The organism is Lysobacter sp. MMG2, assembly GCF_016735495.2.
Taxonomy (GTDB): domain Bacteria; phylum Pseudomonadota; class Gammaproteobacteria; order Xanthomonadales; family Xanthomonadaceae; genus Lysobacter_J.
On sequence record NZ_JAERQY020000001.1, the window covers coordinates 1,115,155 to 1,133,473 of the forward strand.

Annotated in this window: 18 protein-coding genes; 2 read left to right on the forward strand and 16 right to left on the reverse strand. The window is 68.1% G+C overall.

Annotation, left to right across the window (positions count from 1 at the left end):
• Positions 1-25 precede the first annotated feature (25 nt).
• The 15 genes from tolB to JI752_RS05095 form a co-directional block, all read right to left on the reverse strand.
• Complete coding sequence (tolB, locus tag JI752_RS05025) at positions 26-1,342, reverse strand: Tol-Pal system beta propeller repeat protein TolB (RefSeq protein WP_216960050.1); 1,317 nt, start codon at positions 1,340-1,342, stop codon at positions 26-28.
• Between the two features lie 164 nt (positions 1,343-1,506).
• Positions 1,507-2,478, reverse strand: a complete 972-nt coding sequence (gene tolA, locus JI752_RS05030) for a cell envelope integrity protein TolA (RefSeq protein WP_216960051.1) — start codon at positions 2,476-2,478, stop codon at positions 1,507-1,509.
• The gene (tolR, locus tag JI752_RS05035) at positions 2,478-2,927 is read right to left on the reverse strand and encodes a protein TolR (RefSeq protein ID WP_216960053.1); all 450 of its coding nucleotides are present in this window, start codon (positions 2,925-2,927) and stop codon (positions 2,478-2,480) included. The genes tolA and tolR overlap by 1 nt, the downstream gene beginning before the upstream one ends.
• Positions 2,928-3,015: 88 nt before the next feature.
• Entirely contained in the window at positions 3,016-3,801 is a 786-nt protein-coding gene (gene tolQ / locus JI752_RS05040; RefSeq protein WP_216960055.1) for a protein TolQ, read from the reverse strand.
• Between the two features lie 67 nt (positions 3,802-3,868).
• The gene (ybgC, locus tag JI752_RS05045) at positions 3,869-4,300 is read right to left on the reverse strand and encodes a tol-pal system-associated acyl-CoA thioesterase (protein WP_216960057.1); all 432 of its coding nucleotides are present in this window, start codon (positions 4,298-4,300) and stop codon (positions 3,869-3,871) included.
• Positions 4,297-5,328, reverse strand: a complete 1,032-nt coding sequence (gene ruvB, locus JI752_RS05050; protein ID WP_216960058.1) for a Holliday junction branch migration DNA helicase RuvB — start codon at positions 5,326-5,328, stop codon at positions 4,297-4,299. The genes ybgC and ruvB overlap by 4 nt, the downstream gene beginning before the upstream one ends.
• 62 nt (positions 5,329-5,390) lie before the next feature.
• Positions 5,391-7,310, reverse strand: a complete 1,920-nt coding sequence (locus JI752_RS05055) for a potassium transporter Kup (RefSeq protein WP_216960060.1) — start codon at positions 7,308-7,310, stop codon at positions 5,391-5,393.
• A 39-nt stretch (positions 7,311-7,349) separates the two neighbouring features.
• Entirely contained in the window at positions 7,350-7,940 is a 591-nt protein-coding gene (gene ruvA, locus JI752_RS05060; RefSeq protein WP_216960062.1) for a Holliday junction branch migration protein RuvA, read from the reverse strand.
• 130 nt (positions 7,941-8,070) lie between these two features.
• The gene (ruvC, locus tag JI752_RS05065) at positions 8,071-8,598 is read right to left on the reverse strand and encodes a crossover junction endodeoxyribonuclease RuvC (protein ID WP_216960065.1); all 528 of its coding nucleotides are present in this window, start codon (positions 8,596-8,598) and stop codon (positions 8,071-8,073) included.
• Positions 8,599-8,625: 27 nt separating this feature from the next.
• Complete coding sequence (locus tag JI752_RS05070; RefSeq protein ID WP_216960068.1) at positions 8,626-9,354, reverse strand: YebC/PmpR family DNA-binding transcriptional regulator; 729 nt, start codon at positions 9,352-9,354, stop codon at positions 8,626-8,628.
• Between the two features lie 37 nt (positions 9,355-9,391).
• Positions 9,392-10,042, reverse strand: a complete 651-nt coding sequence (locus JI752_RS05075; RefSeq protein WP_216960071.1) for an alpha/beta hydrolase — start codon at positions 10,040-10,042, stop codon at positions 9,392-9,394.
• Between the two features lie 160 nt (positions 10,043-10,202).
• On the reverse strand, positions 10,203-10,721 hold the full coding sequence (locus tag JI752_RS05080) for a GNAT family N-acetyltransferase (protein ID WP_216960074.1): 519 nt from the start codon (positions 10,719-10,721) through the stop codon (positions 10,203-10,205).
• A gap of 2 nt (positions 10,722-10,723) precedes the next feature.
• Complete coding sequence (locus tag JI752_RS05085) at positions 10,724-11,005, reverse strand: DNA primase (RefSeq protein WP_216960077.1); 282 nt, start codon at positions 11,003-11,005, stop codon at positions 10,724-10,726.
• A 6-nt stretch (positions 11,006-11,011) separates the two neighbouring features.
• On the reverse strand, positions 11,012-12,808 hold the full coding sequence (gene aspS, locus JI752_RS05090; RefSeq protein ID WP_216960080.1) for an aspartate--tRNA ligase: 1,797 nt from the start codon (positions 12,806-12,808) through the stop codon (positions 11,012-11,014).
• 132 nt (positions 12,809-12,940) lie between these two features.
• Positions 12,941-13,255: a zinc ribbon domain-containing protein gene (locus JI752_RS05095; protein ID WP_216960083.1), complete on the reverse strand. Its 315-nt coding sequence runs from the start codon at positions 13,253-13,255 to the stop codon at positions 12,941-12,943.
• A 243-nt stretch (positions 13,256-13,498) separates the two neighbouring features.
• Between JI752_RS05095 and JI752_RS05100 the strand changes: the two genes are divergently transcribed.
• On the forward strand, positions 13,499-14,410 hold the full coding sequence (locus tag JI752_RS05100; protein ID WP_216960085.1) for a PhzF family phenazine biosynthesis isomerase: 912 nt from the start codon (positions 13,499-13,501) through the stop codon (positions 14,408-14,410).
• A 172-nt stretch (positions 14,411-14,582) separates the two neighbouring features.
• On the opposite strand, the gene JI752_RS05105 is transcribed toward JI752_RS05100, so the two are convergent.
• Entirely contained in the window at positions 14,583-16,424 is a 1,842-nt protein-coding gene (locus tag JI752_RS05105; RefSeq protein ID WP_216960088.1) for an ABC-F family ATP-binding cassette domain-containing protein, read from the reverse strand.
• A gap of 207 nt (positions 16,425-16,631) precedes the next feature.
• Between JI752_RS05105 and ybaL the strand changes: the two genes are divergently transcribed.
• The gene (ybaL, locus tag JI752_RS05110; protein ID WP_216960090.1) at positions 16,632-18,317 is read left to right on the forward strand and encodes a YbaL family putative K(+) efflux transporter; all 1,686 of its coding nucleotides are present in this window, start codon (positions 16,632-16,634) and stop codon (positions 18,315-18,317) included.
• The last annotated feature ends 2 nt before the right edge of the window (positions 18,318-18,319 follow it).

Below are 18,319 nucleotides of genomic sequence, written 5' to 3' on the forward strand. Positions count from 1 at the left end.
TAATCAATACACCGCTATCGTCATATCAACGCGGCAAACGGAACGGCCCCCAGGCGGGCTCACGCACGTCCCCATCCGCAAGCACCAGGCGCTGGCGCACCCGGGCATCGGACGAAACGGCGTAGAGCACGCCCCGGCGGCCCTCGCGCGCAGCATAAAGGATCATTGCGCCGTTAGGTGCAAAGCTGGGCGACTCGTCGAGGGAACCGGGCGAAAGTGTGCTCCAGCGCGCAGCGCCCAGCGTGCTGTCCATCAGGGCGATGCGGTAGTTGTTGCCGGCGCCCTGGGCGGTGGCGATCTTCTTGCCATCGGCCGACACGCTGGCGCTGGCGTTGTAGCTTCCCTGGAAGGTCACACGGGTGGCGCTGCCGCCGGTGGACGGAACCGAATAGATCTGCGGACGGCCACCGCGGTCAGACGTGAAGTAGATCGTGCCGCCGTCGGCACTCCAGGTCGGTTCGGTGTCGATGGAGAAGTGGTTGGTCAGCTGCGTCAGTGCCTTGCTGCCCAGGTCCATCACATAGATCTCGGGATTGCCGCTGCGCGAGAGGGTCAGCGCCAGTCGGCGACCGTCCGGCGAGAACGACGGCGCACCGTTGATGCCCCGGTACTTGGCGACCAGCTCACGCGCACCGGTGGCGATGTTCTGGATGTAGATCGACGAGCTGCCGCCTTCGAAGCTCACGTACGCGAGGCGGTTGCCGTCCGGGCTCCACGACGGCGACAGCAGCGGCTCGGGCGAGCGCACCACGGTCTGCGGGTTGAAGCCGTCGGAGTCGGCGACCATCAGCGCGTACTGCGCACCGCGACCGGTACCGGTGGCCGTGACGTAGGCGATGCGGGTAAAGAACGCGCCACGCACGCCGGTGATCTTCTCGTACACCGCATCCGCGATCTGGTGCGCGACGTCGCGCATCGCGTTGGCGCGAGCGGTCAGTGCGAAACCCAGCAGGCGCTGCTGCTTGGCCACGTCGAACAGCTCGTACTCCACGCGGTAGCTGCCGGCGCCGGCGTCGAGCACGCGGCCCACCACGATGTAGTCCTGGTTGAGCGCACGCCACGTCGGGTAATTGATCTCGCCGCCGCGGGTGGGCTTCTCGGTGATGTCGTTGACCGGCAGTGGGCGGAACTGGCCCGAACGCGCCAGGTCGGCGGTGACCACCTCGGCGACGTCCGTCTGCGGCGCGGCGGCACTGCCCTGGTAGGGCATGGGCACCACGACGATCGGCAAGGCCGCGGCGTTGCCGCCGACGATGTCGATCTCCAACCCTTGCTGGGCGGCGGCGGACAGGGGCAGCAGGAGGGCAAGCAGCGAGGCCAGCCAGGCGAGGGATCGTTTCATCGGCACTCCAGTCATCAATCCATTCGTTGGGCGGATCGGCGCAGGGACAATCCGTTCAGCTTTGTAATTGTTAACGCCGGCAGGTGAACGCCGGCTCAAAACTGAACCCTGCCCGCGACTCCTTCCCGGCCAGCGGGGCCGACCGGGACCCAAGCCTGGACCGCTCAGCGGTCCTCGGCGGTGAAGTTCAGCGTGAGATTGCGTTCGAACACCGACTCGAAGCCGGCGAAGGGCAAGGGCTGGGCCTTGAGCACGGCCGCCTCGATCGAGCGGCGACCCTGCTCATCGTAGGCGCAGGGCGATGACACTTCCGCACTCATCACCTGCCCGCCCGGGAGTTGGCGGATCACCAGCCGACAGCGCGCGCCGACCGGCACCGTCTCCGGCCGCGTCCATTTGGCGAGGATCGCCTCTTGGAGCGCCGCGGCGTAGCGGGCCTTGAGGCCGGCGTCGGCGCCGTTGTTGCCCGGGGGCGGGCTGGCGTCGCTGGAACCGGTGCTGGGCGCGGTCTCGCTCGAGGACTGGCGGGCGCGGACGTCGGCGATCTGGCGCAGGCGCTGCTCGGCCAGATTGGCCTCGCGGGCGGCCTGTTCGCGCTTCTTGCGGATGTCGGCGAGCTTCTGCTGGCGCTCCTGGTCCTGCTGTTCGGCCAGGCGGCGCTGCTGTTCGACTTGCTGCTGGCGCTTCTGCTCGGTCAGGTCGACCTGCTCCTGCTTGCGCTTGAGTTCCTGCGCCTTCTTTTCCTCGGCCGGCGTCGGGGTCAGCGTTTCGACCACCGCCTCCTGGTTCTCGGTGTCGGGCACCGGGATGAAGTCCTGCGCCTGCTGCTGCGGCGGCGCGACCGCATCCTGCGGCACCGGCTCCGGCAAGGGCTGCGGAAGCGGCGCGGTGTCCTCGGGTTCGGGCGGCGGCGGCACGTCTTCGATCGGCTTGGGCCGGTTGCGCAGCGTGCGCTGCATCGCCGGCGACAGAGCGTTGGCGTCGATCAACTCGGCCGAGACCGGCGAGCCGGCCACGGACACCGGCGCCGTGGCACGCGTCCAAAACAGACCGATGAACATCAGTCCGAACAGGAACACATGCAGCAGCAGCGCCCAGACGATCGCCTGCGTGGTGTCGGCGCGCGACTCGCGCATCAGCGACCGCCCTGGGTGGCCTGGTCGGGTTGGCTCATCAGGCCGACCTTCTTCACGTTGGCGCTCTGCAGGAGCACCAGCGCGTCCATCACCCGCTGGTAATTGGCCTTGGCGTCACCGGCCACGAACACCGCCACGTCCGGATTCTGCGAGACGATCGCGCGCACCTTGGCTTCCAGCGCCTTCGCATCGACGGCTTCGTTGCTGCCGGACTTCACCGTCAGGAAGTAATGGCCTTGCGCATCGACGCTGACGATGACCGGGTCCTTCTTCTCCTGGATCGACTTGGCGTTGGACTGCGGCAGGTCGATGTCCACGCCCAGGTTCAGCAGGGGCGCGGTGACCATGAAGATGATGAGCAGCACGAGCATCACGTCGATGTACGGAACGACGTTGATCTCGGCTTTGAGCTTGCGCTTGCGATGGCGGCGCGCGGTGATCCCGGCCATGGCCTTCCTCTACTGTTCCGGTGCTTCTGATGCCAGTGCGGAGTAAGAGTCCGCACATTGGCGTGCGGGCTCTTGCGACGGACTCGCGCTAGGTTTCGTCGACCTGGCGCTGCAGGATCGAGGAGAACTCTTCGGAGAAGGCGTCGTAACGGACCGACATGCGCTCGACCTTGGTGGCGAAGCGGTTGTAGGCCCACACCGCCGGGATGGCCGCGAACAAGCCCATCGCAGTCGCGACCAGCGCTTCGGAGATGCCCGGCGCGACGGTGGCGATGGTCGCCTCCTTCATGTTCGCCAGACCCTGGAACGAAATCATGATGCCCCACACCGTGCCGAACAGGCCCACGTATGGGCTGATCGAGCCGACGTTGGCGAGGAACTCCAGGTTGTGCTCCAGGCCATCGATCTCGCGCGAACCCGTGGCGCGCATGGCGCGCTGCGCGCCTTCCAGTTGCATGCGGCTGTCGGCGCCGCGGCGCTGGCGCAGGCGGCTGAATTCGCGGAAGCCGGCTTCGAAGATGGCTTCCAGTCCGCTGACCTCGCGGTTGCGCTCGGTCGCGCCGGCGTAGAGCTTGGACAGCTCGGCACCGGACCAGAAACGTTCTTCGAACTGATCGGCCTCGCGCGCGGCACGGTCGAGCACGCGCTTCTTGCGGAAGATGATGACCCACGAAGCGATCGAACCGAACAACAGCAGCAGCATCACCAGCTGGACCGGGATGCTCGCATGCAGCACCAGCTGCAGCAGATTGAGGCTGTTGGCGTCGGCGGCGCCGGCGGTCACGGCCTGCGCGGCAGCGCCTGCGGCGTTGGCGGCGTCTTCCGGCAGGGCTTCGACCGAGGTGGCCTGCAGCGCGGTCAACAGTGGCGTCATGCTTGGTTCTCCGTGCCCGTCTAGCGGGACTGTCTGCAACGTGTGTCTTGTTTGTCGGGTGGTACGGTCAGCGCGGCCGTTCGAGCGCCTTGAGCTCTTCCAGCAGCGGCGACGGGATTCCGCGCGGGCGGAACCCGGCGGCGTCGAGCGCGGCCACGCGCACCTGCGCAGTCAGCAGCACATCGCCGCCGCGGCGAATCGTCTGTGCAAACACCGCGCTGGCGCGGCGGCATTCCACCAGCTCGACCTCCACCGCCAGCGCATCGTCCAGTCGCGCCGGCTTGAGGAAGTCGATCTGCATCGCGCGCACCGCGAACACCAGATCGTGTTCGCTTCGCAGGGCCTCCTGGCCATGACCCTCCGCGCGCATCCATTCGGTCCGTGCGCGCTCCAGGAAGGCCACGTACCGCCCGTGGTAAACCACCCCACCGGCGTCCGTATCTTCCCAATAGACGCGTGTCGGCCAACTGAACGTCGCCGAAACCGTCTCGCCCGTCATGGCTGTTCCTCGAAAAGACCGCCCGTGCCGGGCTTGGGCTTCAGGCCGATGTGGCGATACGCCTTCGGCGTGGCCATGCGGCCGCGTGCGGTGCGGATCAGGTAGCCCTGCTGGATCAGATACGGCTCGACCACGTCCTCGATCGTGCCGCGCTCCTCGCTCAGCGCCGCGGCCAGCGATTCCACGCCGACCGGGCCGCCGTCGAAGGAATCGACGATGGTGTGAAGCAGGCGGCGATCGAGTTCGTCGAAGCCTTCCGGGTCGACTTTCAACATCGCCATGGCCGCGTCGGCCACTTCGCGCGTGATGTCGCCGCCGGCGCGCACCTGTGCGAAGTCACGCACGCGGCGCAGCAGACGGTTGGCGATGCGCGGCGTGCCGCGCGAACGCCTGGCGATCTCCGCCGCGCCCTCCGGTTCGCAGGCGATGCCCAGGATCTTCGCCGAGCGCCGCACGATCCGGGTGAGCTCCTCGGCGTTGTAGAACTCCAGGCGCTGCACGATGCCGAAACGGTCGCGCAGCGGCGCCGTCAGCAGGCCCGCGCGCGTGGTCGCACCGATCAGGGTGAAAGGAGGCAGATCGAGCTTGATCGAGCGCGCGGCCGGGCCCTCGCCGATCATGATGTCGATCTGGTAGTCCTCCATCGCCGGATAGAGCACTTCCTCGATCGCCGGCGACATGCGGTGGATCTCGTCCACGAACAGCACGTCGTGCGGCTGCAGGTTGGTCAGCAGCGCGGCCAGGTCGCCGGCTTTTTCGATCACAGGGCCGGAGGTCTGGCGCAGGTTCACGCCCAGTTCGTTGGCGATGACGTGGCTCAGCGTGGTCTTGCCCAGGCCGGGCGGCCCGAAGATCAGCACGTGGTCCAGCGCCTCGCCGCGCGCCTTGGCCGCCTCGATGTAGATCTTCATCTGCTCGCGCACCGGCTGCTGGCCGAGGTACTCGTCCAGCCGCTTGGGGCGGATCGAGGCCTCGATGGCCTCGTCCTCGCGCGTGGCGCCGGCGGCGATGATGCGGTGATCGTTCATCCGCCTATGTTCGCACGCGCGGCGCGTGGGTCACAGCGACGTGGGGCACGCTCCGGCGCCCATCAGATCTCAACCTGCGCGCCCAGTTCCACCAGCCGGTTGCCCGGAATGCGGAAGAACCCGGTCGCCGGCGCCGCATTGCGGTGCATGAACGCGAACAGCCGGTCGCGCCAGATCGGCATGCCGCGGTGACGGCTGGCCACCACGGTCTCGCGGCTGGCGAAGTACGTGGTGTCCATCGGGTCGAAATAGGTGCCGCCGGCGTCGCAGGAACGCATCAGCGCGAGCGGGACATCGGGGACTTCCATGAAGCCGAAGCGGATCAGCACGCGGTAGAAGTCCTCTCCGGCGATCGACTCGATCTTCAGGCGCTTTTCCCTCGGCGCGTACGGGATGTTCAGCGTCTCCACCGTGAGGAAGACGTTGCGCTCGTGCAGCACCTTGTTGTGCTTGAGGTTGTGCAGCAGCGCGTGTGGCACCACGCCCTTGTCGGCGGTCATGAAGATCGCCGTGCCCGGCACGCGCACCGGCGGTGCGAGCATCAGGCCGGGGATGAAGCTGTCCAGGCCGATGCCTTCCTTGCGCACCTCGTCGTGCAGCAACTCGCGGCCACGACGCCAGGTACGCAGCAGCGTGAACACGACCACGCCCAGCAGCAGCGGGAACCATGCGCCGTCCAAGAACTTCGCGCCGTTGGCGACCACGAAGCCCACATCGACGATGAAGAACACCAAGCACAGCGGCAGCACCCACGTGCGCCAGCGCGGCCACAGCGCGCGCGCGACCAGCGCCAGCAGCAGCGTGTCGATCAGCATCGTCGCCGACACCGAGATGCCGTAGGCCGTGGCCAGCGCGGTGGAACTGCGGAACATCAGCACCACGACCAGCACCGTTACCATCAGCAGCCAGTTGATGCCCGGCACGTAGATCTGACCGATGGTTTCGTGCGAGGTGTGCTTGATCTGCATGCGCGGCAGGAAGCCCAGCTGCATCGCCTGCCGCGCCACGGAGAACGCGCCGGTGATCACCGCCTGCGAGGCGATCACCGCCGCCATGGTCGCCAGCACGATCATCGGATACAGCGCCCACGGTGGAACGGCTTCGAAGAACGGGTTCTTCACCGCCTCCGGATGCGCGAGCACGAAGGCGCCCTGCCCCAGATAATTCAGCGTCAGGCACGGCAGCACCATGAAGTACCAGCCGTGGCGGATCGGCCGGGCGCCGAAATGGCCCATGTCCGCGTACAGCGCCTCGCCGCCGGTGACGGCCAGCACCACCACGCCCAGGATCATCACCGACAGGAGGCCGTGCGACATGAAGAACTGCATGCCCCACCACGGATTGAGCGCCTGGATCACGGCCGGCGCCTTGACGATGTTGTAGATGCCGATCGCCGCCAGCGAGAAGAACCACACCAGCATCACCGGGCCGAACACGCGGCCGACCTTCTCGGTACCGAAGCGCTGGGCGAAGAACACCAGCACGAGAATGACCACGGCCAGCGGCACGATGAAGCGATGCAGCCCGGGCGCGGCGACTTCCAGGCCTTCGACCGCGCCGAGCACGGTGATCGCCGGCGTGATCACGCTGTCGCCGAAGAACAGCGACGCGCCGAAGATGCCCAGGATGCCCACCACGTAGGCCGATCGCGAGCCCTTCGCCAGCGTGCGCTGGGCCAGCGCCATCAGCGCCATGATGCCGCCTTCGCCCTGGTTGTCGGCACGCATGATGATGGTCACGTACTTCAGGGTGACCACGATCATCAGCGCCCAGAACACCAGCGATAGCATGCCCAGCACGGTCGCTTCGTCCACCACCATGCCCAGTTGCTGGGCGAAGTGCGGCGAGAACGCTTCCTTCAGCGTGTACAGCGGGCTGGTGCCGATGTCGCCGAAGACGACGCCGATCGCGCCGACGACCAGGCCGGCCAGCCCCTGCTTGCCATGGCCGTGGCTGCGCGAATCGGTTGCGGGAAGGGACATGGGATAGGAATCGACAAGGGCGGCGCGAAGCGCCACGGGTCAACGAAGCGCGGACTTTAGCGCTTTGCGGATGATGGTGGCAGCGTCGTCGCCGACGGCCACGGCTTCGCGCGCCATGCGCACGGCCTCGGCGGGCTTGTAGCCCAGCTGCTGCAGGGCGATGACGGCCTCGCTCTGCGGATCGGCCGCGCCGCCCGGTGAGGCGAGCGTGGCGCCTGCGCCGGCGAGGTCCGCCGCGCGATCGCGCAGTTCCACCACCATGCGCTCGGCGGTCTTCTTGCCGATGCCGGGGATGCGCGTCAGCGCGGTGATGTCACCGGCCTGGACGAGCCGTGCGAATTCGTCTACCGAAACGCCGGAAAGGACCGCCAGCGCGATCTTCGCGCCGATGCCGGAGACCTTCTGCACGTCGCGGAACAGCCTGCGTTCGCCTTCGCGCAGGAAGCCGTACAGCGACACGCTGTCTTCCTTCTGCGCGTAATGCGTGAACAGCGACACCTCGCGCCCCAGGTCCGGCAGGTCGTAGAAGGTGCTCATCGGCGCTTCCAGCTCGTAGCCGACGCCATGCACGTCCACGACCAGCCACGGCGGCTGCTTGAAAACCAGGGTGCCTTTGAGGCGGCCGATCATCGCAACGCTCCTGGGTGAAGCGGAAACACGGAAGTGAAAACAATGAAGGAAACGCCGCGAGCGCACGCAACGCATCGGCGCGAAAGCGTCGCCTTCCCGGGTTTCCGCCCCCCGTTCCCGTTCTTGAAGCTCATGACCCCCGCCTGCGCAGCAGCGCCGTCGACAGGCCGGTTCGCGCCGACGTAGCGCTCATGTGGGCGTGGGTGAGCGCCACCGCAAGGGCGTCGGCGGCGTCGGCCTGCAGCTTCACTTCGGGCAGGTTCAGCAGCAGCCGCACCATGTGCTGGACCTGGTCCTTGTCCGCCGCACCGCGCCCGACCAGCGACTGCTTGATCACCCGCGGCGCGTACTCGCTGATGGGGATGCGCCGCCGCACGACGGTGGCCAGTGCCGCGCCGCGGGCGTGGCCCAGCTTCAGCGCGGAGGTCGCCGACTTGTCCATGAACACCGTCTCGATCGCCACCTGATGCGGCTGCCACTGGTCCAGCAGCGCCTCCAGCCCCTCGCAGAGCAGGCCCAGGCGCGACGGGAAGTCCTCCGCGTCCAGCAGCTTCAGCGCCTGCGCGTGCACGAACGTGCAGCGCCCGTCGGCGGCGACGTCGATGACGCCCACGCCGGTGCGCTGAGAGCCGGGATCGATGCCCAGGATGCGGATCACGTCGTCAGCCTATACCGGACGCGAGGGTCAGGCGTAGGCGCCCTCGTCGAGGTCGGCGTTCGAATAGACGTTCTGGACGTCGTCCATGTCTTCCAGCCAGCGCAGCAGCTTGACCACCTGCTGGGCGGTCTCGCCGGCGACGGCGATGTCGTTGTCCGCGCGCATCGTCACTTCGGCGATGTCGGCGGCCAGGCCCGCGGCGTCCATGGCGGCCTTCACGCTGGCGAAGGCGTCCGGCGCGGTGATCACGTCGATGGCGCCGTCGTCGTAGACGACCACGTCGTCGGCGCCTGCGTCGATGGCGACCTCGGTGATCCTTTCTTCGTTGGCCCCGGCGGCGAACGACAGCACGCCGACCTTCTTGAACATGAAGGAGACCGAGCCGTCGGTACCCAGGTTGCCGCCGAACTTGCCGAACGCGTGGCGCACATCGGCCACGGTGCGGACCTTGTTGTCGGTCAGGCAGTCGACGATCACGGCGACACCGCCCGGGGCGTAGCCCTCGTAGCGGATCTCCTCGTACACCACGCCTTCCAGCTCGCCGGTGGCCTTCTTGATGGCGCGCTCGATCACGTCCTTGGACATGTTGACCGACAGCGCCTTGTCGACCGCCGCGCGCAGGCGCGGATTGCCCGACGGATCGCCGCCGCCGCCGCGGGCGGCCACGCCGATCTCGCGAATGATCTTGGTGAAGATCTTGCCGCGCTGCGCGTCCACCGCGTTCTTGCGCGCTTCGATCGAGGGACCTCTGCCCATGGAGTCTTCCGGCTGAAACGTGTCGAAGCCGACAATTTTACTCGATCGGACCGCCGCTGCCGCGCACCGGGAAGCGCCCGTCGCGGAAGAAACCCACCGCCAGGCGGACCACCTCGGGCGAATACAGCAGGCCGGTGTGGCTGACCGGGATCACGGCATGGTCCGCCAACCCGGGCAGGCGAGTCTCGGCGACCGCCACGGTGCCGTCGTTCTCGCCTTCGAACCGGCCGAAATAGCGCCCCAGCCCCAGCGGCGTGCGCCCGGCGACCATGCCGATGGCGGCCGGCCCGTTCCACACCGGGCAGCCCTGGCGGAGCAAGCGGGCACTCCGGCCCAGGTAAGGCGCGCTCCAGGCCTGGGCCGCGAGGGTTTGCGCGGCCGCGCTTCCGCACAGGGGCGAGCCCAGGCACACGACGCGGGCGACGGGCAGGTCAGGGTGGGATTCCAGCGTGCTCAGGGCGACCAGCCCGCCCAGGCTGTGGGCCAGCAGATGCGCCGGGCGCCCGCGCAGGCGCTCGGCCAGCCGCGGCAGTGCCGCATCGGGGCCGCCGGCGATGGTCGCGTAGCCGAAGAAGTCGGGCTCATAGCCTTCCGCACGGAGCCGCCGCGCCACCCAGTGCATCGACAGGCGCGGCATCCACAGGCCGTGGAGCAGGACGACGCGGCGGGTGTCGGAGGGATCGGTCATGCCGGCATGGTGCCCGAAGTCAGTCCCATTGCCGTCGTTCCCGCGAAGGCGGGAACCCAACGACCCACCGCCATTCCGGCTTCCGGAGAGCGTGATGCCGGCCGCCTTGGATCCCCGCCTTCGCGGGGATGACAGCTGAAAGGTCTACCAGCCGAAGGCGCTAGTCGACAGCCGCCGCCCTGCGCAGGATGAATTCGTGGTCCCGGGTGCTCCCGACCACGAAGTCGTAGTCCCCCACCCGCTCGAACCCGTGCCGGGCATAGAACCGCTGCGCACCCAGGTTTTCGCTCCACACGCCGATCCACAGCGTGCGCGGTCCGTCGCGCAGCAGCCACGCCTGCGCCGCATCGAACAGGCGCGAGCCCCAGCCACCGTTGTGGTGTTCGCGCAGCACGTACAGGCGCTTGAGCTCGCCGTCGCCGGGTTGCACGTCGTCGTGCGGCAATGCGCAGGCGCCGGCCGTCGCATAGCCGACCGCCACGCCGTCGACCTCCAGCAGCCAGGTCGCATACGCCTCATCGGAAAGCAGCGAGGCCCATTCCGCAACGGAATAGGCCTCGTGCAGGAAGTGACGCAGATCCTCCGGCGGGTACAGATGGCCGAAGGTTTCGGTGAAGCATGCCGCGGACAGCACCGAAAGCACGTCGGCATCGGCAGACGTCGCGCGGCGCAGCTGCATGCTTACTTCTCGTCCTCTTCGTCTTCCTCGGACTCTTCGTCCTCGTCTTCCTCGTCCTCTTCGGCGTCTTCGTCCTCTTCCTCGTACTCGTCGCCGAAATCCTCACCGTCCCAGCGGAACTGGTCGTCGGCCACGAACGCCATCGACACCTGCCCGCCGGTCGTGCGCGTGCGCACCAGCCAGCCGCCGAACACCTGCGCGCGCTCGGTCACCAGGCCTGCACCTTCGGACGAACCGGTCTCGCCCAGCAATTCCCACTCGAGATCAAAAGCCACTTCAGTCATTTCGTTTTACTTCCCTTCTTTGGGTCGAACCTGGATGTGCACTTCCGCCAGCTGGACGTCCGGCACCGGCGACGGGGCGCCGGTCATCAGGCACTGCGCAGTGGTGGTCTTGGGGAACGCGATGACGTCGCGGATCGACTCGGTGCCCGCCATCAGCGCGGCGATGCGGTCGATGCCGAAGGCGATGCCGCCGTGCGGCGGCGCGCCGAAGCGCAGCGCGTCGAGCAGGAAGCCGAACTTGCCTTCCGCCTCTTCCGCGCCGATGCCGAGCAATTCGAACACCGCGCTCTGCATCTGCGAGTTATGGATGCGGATCGAACCGCCGCCGATCTCGTTGCCGTTGAGCACCATGTCGTAGCCGCGCGACACGGCGGTCTTCGCGTTGGCGCGCAGGTCGTCGATCGAATCGACCGCCGGCGCGGTGAACGGGTGATGCAGCGCGACGTAGCGGCCTTCTTCCTCGTCCCACTCGAACATCGGGAAGTCGGTGACCCACAGCGGCGCCCAGCCTTCCGCGACCAGGCCCAGGTCCTTGCCGAGCTTCAGGCGCAGCGCGCCCATGAAATCGCTGGCGGACTTGTACGTGGCCGCGCCGAAGAAGATCGCATCGCCCGTCGTGGCGCCGGTGGCCTGCACGATGGCGGCCAGCGTCGCGTCGTCGAGGAACTTGGCGATCGGCGAATTGACGCCCTCGCGGCCCTTGGCGGCGTCCTCGATCTTCATCCACGCCAGGCCCTTGGCGCCGTACTTGGCGGCGTGCGCGGCGTAGTCGTCGATCTGCTTGCGGCTCAACGTCGAGGCGCCCGGAACGCGCAGCGCGACCACGCGGCCGTCCTCGTGGTTGGCCCAGTCGGTGAAGACCTTGAACTCGCAGTTCTTGACGAGCTCGGCAATGTCGGTGAACTCCAGCGCGATGCGCAGGTCCGGCTTGTCCGAACCGTAGCGACGCATCGCTTCGGCGTAGGTCATGCGCGGGAACTGCGCCGCCAGCTCGACGTCCATCACTTCGCGGAACACGGCGCGGATCATTTCTTCCACCAGATCCTGCACGTCGCGCTCGGACACCCACGCGAACTCCATGTCGAGCTGGGTGAACTCGAGCTGGCGGTCGGCGCGAAGCGCTTCGTCGCGGAAGCAGCGCGCGATCTGATAGTAGCGATCGAAGCCCGCCATCATCAGGATCTGCTTGAACAGCTGCGGCGACTGCGGCAGCGCGTAGAACTCGCCCGGATGCATGCGCGCCGGCACAAGGAAGTCGCGCGCGCCTTCCGGCGTCGCCTTGGTCAGGATCGGCGTCTCGATGTCCTGGAAGCCGCGCGAATCCAGGTAGCGACGCAGCGCCTGCACCAGCTTGATGCGCGTGCGCATCATCTGCTGCATCTCGGGGCGGCGCAGGTCCAGGTAGCGGTACTTCAGGCGGATGTCCTCGCCCGCGTTCTCGTGGGCGTGGAACGGCAGCGGCTCGGCCTTGTTCAGCACCTCGATCCGGGTCGCGACGACTTCGACCTGGCCGGTCCGGATCTTGTTGTTGACCGACTCACGCTTGCGCACCACGCCGGTGACGCGCAGGCAGTCCTCGTAACCCACGTTCGCCGCGGTCGCGATGACGGCCGCGTTGGCCTCGCCCGCGCCCAGCGCCGCGTCCGTGGTCGGCTCGGCCACGATCTGCACGATGCCCTCGTGGTCGCGCAGGTCGATGAAGCACAGGCCGCCGAGGTTGCGGGCGACGTCGGCCCAGCCGCAAAGGGTGACGGTCTGGCCGATCAGGGCCTCGTCGACGAGGCCGCAGAAATGGGTACGCATGGGGGCTCCAGTGGATCGCAACGGTCCGGCGCGGGGCCGGAGAACCGTGCATTTTAGCGGCAGCCGCGGGCGTTGGCCCATGCGCGACCGGCGGTCGGGCGCCGGCGGATGCGGGCGTGGCGCCCGGCCCCGTCAGGCCTTGGCCGGCGGGTCGGGCTTCTTCTCGGCCGGCTTGGCTTCGGCGGGCTTGGATTCGGCGGGCTTGCTCCCGCCGGCGGCGGACCCCGAGCCGCCCTCGCCCGCCAGGTTGCGCTTCTTGTCGCCGTCCTTCTTGAAGTCGGTCTCGTACCAGCCGCCGCCGGCGAGGCGGAACTGCGGCGCGGTCAGCTGGCGGCGCACCTGCGGCTCGCCGCAGGCCGGGCACTGCGCCGGATCGGCGTCCGACAGCTTCTGCAGACGGTCGAAGGTGTGGCCGCAGGCGGCGCACTCGAAGGCATAGATCGGCATGGCACCGCGGACATTGCGAAAGTCAGGCGGGCATTTTGGCGGCGAATGCTCGATTTTCAAGGTCATCGGGCCTTGCCGGCGGCCGGATCGGCCGACGCGCGGCCCGCAGATCCGCCATGGGCAGGTCCGCTCACGGACTCCTCGCGCGCACTTCCTGCGGCGAAACACTGTGATTCTGGCTCACGCGCGAGTTCCGCCGCACACGCGCCCTACACTGCGGATCCCCCCACGTCGGATCACGCAATGGAACCGCTGCGCCTGTACCGCATCGACGCATTCACCACGCATCCCGGCGAAGGCAACGCCGCTGGCGTCGTCACCAACGCCGCCGGCCTGGACGAAGCCCGGATGCAGGCCATCGCGGCCGAACTGGGCCATTCGGAGACCGCCTTCGTCCTGCCCGCGCGCGACTCCGGGCACGACCTGCACATCCGCTACTTCACGCCCACGACCGAAGTGCCCGTGTGCGGCCACGCGACGGTCGGCGCGCATTTCGCGCTGGCGCTGGAAGGCGCGGCGCCCGGCGTGCGCCGGCAGCTCACCGGCGCGGGTGTGCAGTCGGTGGAAACGCGCCGCGACGCGGATGGGATCGTCGTGCGCATACAGCAGAATCCGCCGACGTTCAGCCAGCCGCTGTCGCCGGACCTGGTGCACGAACTTGCCCTCGCGCTCGGTCTCGCTCTGGACGAGTTCGATCGGCGCGGTCCGGTGCAGTTCGTCAGCACCGGCCACGGCAAATTGATGATTCCGATCCGAAGCCGCGCGCGCCTGCATGCGCTGCGGCCGGACATGACGCGCCTGGCCGCACTGGACGAGCGCACGGGCTCCCGGGGCTACTTCGTCTTCACGCTCGATTCCGAAGACGGCGGCGACGCGTTGACGCACGGGCGCATGTTCGCGCCGGGCATCGGCATCCACGAGGATCCGGTGACCGGCAACGCGAACGGTCCGATGGGCGCGTGGCTGGTGAAACACGGGCTGATCGACACGCGAAACGGCGAAGTGCGATTCCGCGCGCGCCAGCGCACCGGCGAAGGACGCGGTGGCTTCATGGACGTCACGGTCACTGTCGACGACGGCGAGCCGGTGGCGGTGGCGATCGAAGGCCGTGCGGTGCTCGGCGAACGGATGGAGCGGACGGTCGAAGTGGCGTAGGCGTACTGCGAAGAGCGCCGTCATCCCGCAAGCGGGACAAGGGAGCTTGTCACTCTCCCGCCGCGGGAGCGTCAAACGAAATCAAAGCCCCTCTCCCGCTGGCGGGAGAGGGGTTGGGGTGAGGGCAAACTGTCGCGATGAACGCAGAACGAAGCAGCAGCGCGAAAGCCGCTCAGCCGTACAACGCCAGCAACGCCTCTTCCGCATCGGCCAGCTGCGCAGCCACCTGATCGCGCTGCTTCGACAGCGCCGCCGCATCGGTGCCACCGCCGGCATAGCGATCCGGATCGGCCAGATCCATGTCCAGCGTGTGCAGCTTCGATTCCAGCTCGGCGACGCGCGCCTCGGCCTGCGCCAGCTTGTGCGCGTTGACCTTGGGAGCCTTTGCGACCGTCTTCGCTGCGGGCGCAGCGGCGACCGGCGCCTTCGGCCGCTCGGCCGCGCTGTCGCGCGTGCGCAGCCACACCGCATAAGCGTCGAGGTCGCCGTCGAACGGCTGCGCGACGCCATCGGCCACGCGCCAGAACGTCTCGCACACCAGGCCGATGAGATGGCGATCGTGCGAAACCAGCACGATCGCGCCGTCGAAACTCGCCAGCGCCTCGGCCAGCGCTTCGCGCATGTCCAGGTCGAGGTGGTTCGTCGGTTCGTCGAGCAGCAGCACGTTGGGCTTGAGCCAGGCGATCAGCGCCAGCGCCAACCGCGCGCGCTCGCCGCCGGAGAACGCGTCCACCGACTCGAACGCACGGTCGCCCGGGAAATTCCACTTGCCCAGGAAGTCGCGCAGCTGCTGCGTCGCCACGCCCGGCGCGATGTCGGCCAGGTGGTCGATGGGCGTGCGGCCTTCCTGCAGCGATTCCACCGTGTGCTGGGCGAAGTAGCCGATGCGCAGGTCCGGATGGCCGCCGCGCTCGCCGCTGAGCAGCGGCAATTCGCCGACCAGCGACTTCACCAGCGTCGACTTGCCCGCACCATTGGGCCCCAGCAGTGCCACACGATCGCCGGCTTCGAGGATGAAGCCGATCTGGTGCAGCACGGTGTGATCGCCGTAACCGCAATCGGCATGCGTCACGCGCAGCAACGCGTGCGGCAACTTTGCCGGCGCCGGGAACTCGATCCGCAACGCACGCTCCACGCGCACGGCTTCGGTGTTGGCCATCTTGGCCAGGCGCTTGACGCGCGACTGCGCCTGCTTGGCCTTGGCCGCGCTGGCGCTGAAGCGGTCGATGAAGCTTTGCAGGTGGGCGCGCTCGGCCTGCACCTTTTCGTGGGTGATCTGCTGCAGGCGCAGGTGCTCGGCGCGCTGGCGCTCGAAGGCGGTGTAATCGCCCGTGTAGAGCTTGCCCTTGCCGTCGTGCAGGTGGAGCGTGTGCGTGGTGATCTCGTCGAGGAACTCGCGATCGTGCGAGATCAGCAGCAGCGTGCCCGGGTACTTCAGCAGCCACTGCTCCAGCCACAGCACGGCGTCGAGGTCGAGGTGGTTGGTCGGTTCGTCGAGCAGCAGCAGATCCGACGGCGTCATCAGCGCACGCGCCAGGTTCAGGCGCACGCGCCAGCCGCCGGAGAATTCCTTCACCGCGCGCTCGTGCGTGTCGGGCGTGAAGCCCAGCCCGTGCAGCAGCTTGCCGGCGCGCGCGGTGGCATCGTAGCCGCCGAGCTCCTCCAGCAGATGGTGCGCATCGGCGACCGCCTCCCAGTCCTCGCGCGCCATCGCGTCGCGCTCCTTGACGATCGCCGCGTACACCGCGGCATCGCCGGAGAGGACGAAGTCCAGCGCCGGATCGTCCAGCGCGGGAGTCTCCTGCGCGACGCTGGCGATGCGCACGCGCGCGGGGATGTCGATGTCGCCCTTGTCGGCCTCGACATGGCCCTGCAGGGCGGCGAACAGCGACGACTTGCCGGTGCCGTTGCGCCCGATCACGCCCACGCGCCAGCCGGCGTGCAGGGAGAGGTCGACGTTGGACAGCAGCAGGCGCTCGCCCCGGCGCAGGGCGAAATTGCGGAAGGAGATCACGGTGAAACCATGGAAACGGCGGATCCGGGCTGGATCCGGGTCGCGTAGTCTAGCCGTTGGCCCGCTCGAACCGGGCCGCCGCGCGGCTGCTGACCGCCGGTTTACGTGGTTTGACGCAATCTGGCGCTCGCAACCGCGCGCTCAATCCCGGGTTGCATCGACGGCCCCCCGCCCACATCCTGAACAGGATCACCCTCTGGAGAGCCGATGCATCACACGTCCCTGATCGCGATCCTCGTGGCCGGATTCGTCCTGGCCTTCATCTTCGGCGCATTGGCGCAGAAGCTGCGCCTGTCGCCCCTGGTGGGCTATTTGCTGGCCGGCGTCATCGCCGGACCGTTCACTCCCGGCTTCGTCGGCGACCAGACACTCGCACCCCAGCTCGCCGAAATCGGCGTGATCCTGCTGATGTTCGGCGTGGGCCTGCACTTCTCCCTGCGCGACCTGCTCGACGTGAAAGCGATCGCCCTGCCCGGCGCCATCGCGCAGATCGCATTGGCGACGGCCCTGGGCTGGGGCATGGCGCTGCTGCTGGGCTGGTCGCATGGCGCGGGACTGGTGTTCGGCTTGTCGCTGTCGGTGGCGAGCACCGTGGTGCTGCTGCGTGCGCTGGAAGAACGTCGACTGGTCGAGACCGCCCGCGGCCGCATCGCGGTGGGCTGGCTGATCGTCGAGGATCTGGCGATGGTGCTGGCGCTGGTGCTGCTGCCGGCGCTGGCGGGCTTGCTCCGCGGTGGCGAGACCGACGCGGTGGAAGTGTGGGAAGCCTTGTTCAAGACGCTCGCCAAGGTGGGCGGCTTCATCGCGGTGATGCTGATCGTCGGCCGCCGCGTCATCCCCTGGATCCTGGAACGCGTGGCCGGCACCGGTTCGCGCGAACTGTTCACGCTGTGCGTGCTCGCCATCGCGCTGGGCGTGGCGTTCGGTTCGGCGGCGATGTTCGGCGTGTCCTTCGCACTGGGCGCGTTCTTCGCCGGCATGCTGCTCAACGAGTCCGAGTTCAGCCACCAGGCCGCGGCCGAAACACTGCCGCTGCGCGATGCCTTCGCGGTGCTGTTCTTCGTCTCGGTGGGCATGCTGTTCGACCCGATGATCCTGGTCGAGCGCCCGCTGCAGGTGCTGGCGACGTTCTTCATCATCGTCTTCGGCAAGTCGGTCGCCGCGTACGCGATCGTGCGCATGTTCGGCAAGCCCAACAACACCGCGCTGCTGATTTCCACCAGCCTGGCGCAGATCGGCGAGTTCTCCTTCATCCTCGCGGGCCTGGGACTGCAGCTGGAAATCCTGCCGAAGGAAGGCCAGGACCTGATCCTCGCCGGCGCGCTGCTGTCGATCATCGTCAATCCGCTGCTGTTCGCCTGGCTCGACCGGCGCGAAGCACGCGACGAGACGGCGCGCACGCCCGCACCGGACGAACACATGTATCCGCCGATCCCGCCGGACCTGCACAACCACGTCATCCAGATCGGCTACGGCCGCGTCGGCAGCGAGCTGGGCCGGCTGCTCACCGATCGCGGCGTGGGCCTGGTGGTGATCGACGGCGAGGAAGACCTGGTCAATCGCGCGCGCGCCGCCGGCATTCCCGCGATCCGCGGCAACGCCGCCAACGAGCGCGTGCTGCGCGAGGCCGCGCCGGAACGCGCGCACACGGTGATGGTCGCGATTCCCAATGCGCTGGAGGCGGGCGAGATCATCGCCAAGCTGCGCGAGATCAACCCGGCGCTCACGATCGTCGCGCGCGCGCACAGCGATGCGGAAGTGAAACACCTGCTCCAGCACGGCGCCGATGGCGCAGTGATGGCCGAACGCGAACTCGCCCACAGCCTCGCCGAAATGGTGATGGCTACGCCGGTCTATCGCGGATCAAAGCACCTGCCGCCGGCCACGGCGTGAGT